The organism is Peribacillus sp. P4_C12 (assembly GCF_056402095.1).
The window spans coordinates 1-1,579 of record NZ_JBFUIB010000707.1 but is presented as its reverse complement, the minus strand read 5'-3'; the positions used below and the strand labels follow the sequence as shown (position 1 = coordinate 1,579).

1 protein-coding gene is annotated in these 1,579 nt (G+C 35.3%); it reads right to left on the bottom strand.

What is annotated here, in order from left to right; translation table 11 throughout:
- Nucleotides 1-583: 583 nt before the first annotated feature.
- Nucleotides 584-1,456, bottom strand: coding sequence for a LysR family transcriptional regulator (locus tag AC1DUW_RS28220; RefSeq protein ID WP_053344588.1), 873 nt, complete (start codon nt 1,454-1,456; stop codon nt 584-586).
- Between the last annotated feature and the right edge of the window lie 123 nt (nt 1,457-1,579).

The following is a 1,579-nucleotide window of genomic DNA, read 5'->3' as shown; positions in this document are numbered from 1 at the left end:
CTATACCATGTGGTTTGAAATCCTGCGAATAAGCGAGTATTCGTGAGCATTATCTATTAAACTGAGGGAGTTCTATAAGAAAAAGCTGACTTAAAGACAGCTCTGATCTTCAGCTAGCGCACCCGTTAGTTTAAGTACAATACTTCACAAACTAACAAAAGAGGTGCGGCAGCTACCTCCGGTGTTCAACTCAAGCCCCCTATAGCATWCCTATGAGCATTAATTACCGGCTTTGAAAAAACAGAGCCCTCGGTATGATGAGAGTATTTCACTGGCGGGCATCTTTAGAGAAGCTGGAGATCTGAGTACTCACATGAATGCGCTCCTTCGTCATGCAGGATAATATAGTTATTTAATTTCACAAAGCGAATAGTTCATCCTCGCTCCCATTTACTAACAAACCGAATATCGAAATTTCGTTATTTCTAATATTAAAAAAAAGGAAAAAAACACACTTTTGTATTTGATTAGCTAGCACTGTACTATATCTTACTTGTAATATTCCTATTAGTTTCCTTAATAGCTCATCTTTAAATCACACTTTTGCAATCTGTGAAATAGCATTTTATTAGAATTATCTTTCTTAAATAACTGATTCCGTTCCTTTCGCTACAATAAAGTCAATGAAATATCGACTTGTAATCGGTAAAATACTTTTCTCTTTATAAGCTATACTAATAGTACGCATTACTTGTGGTTCAATCGATTTTGTCACAATATTATATTGTAAACGTTCTAATATTAATGAAGGCAAAATTGAGAGACCTAGTCCCTGCTCAATCATTGACATAATGGCATAATCATCTTGTACACGATATTCGATTTTCGGTTCGAATTGGTGTCGATGAAATACATTAAGAGGTTCACTAACAGCTCCTTCATCTAATAAGATATAAGGCTCCTCTAATAATTCCTGTAATAGTACTTTATCACGCATTTCCAAATGATGATTTGGTGGTAAACACGCAAGCATTTCATCTTGTTTAATAGGAATCATTTCGAGTTGTGTCACTGCATCTGGATTCACAAAGCCAAAATCTACTACCCCTTCTTTAATTAAATTTTCAATATCCGTATAATCACCTAAATGAATTTCAAATCGGACATTGGGATACTTTATTTTAAATTCCTTCATCCATTGTGGTAACCAGTGACATGCCACACTCGAAAATGTTCCAATTCGAATAGTCCCTCGTTCTAACCCTTGCATTTCCTTTTTCTTTTCATGTAATTCTCTATTTGCATTACAAATACTTCTAATAAACGGTAAATATTGCTCTCCATCTGGTGTCAGTGTTACTCCTGTCCGTGAACGAATGATAAGCTGCGTTTCCAAGTCAGCTTCTACTGTATGAACAAGCTGACTGACAGCTGATTGCGTATAACCAAGTTGTTTTGCTGCACTTGTAAAACTACCCGTTTCAAGTACCGCAAGAAGTGCGAAATATGCATTCATGTTAATCACCTCTATATTAGTAAATCTAATAGTTTTATTAAAAACATTCGTTTCCCTAATAACAAAAGGGATGCTACGATTATATCACTTATATAGAGAGGGAGATTAACATGACACAAAAAC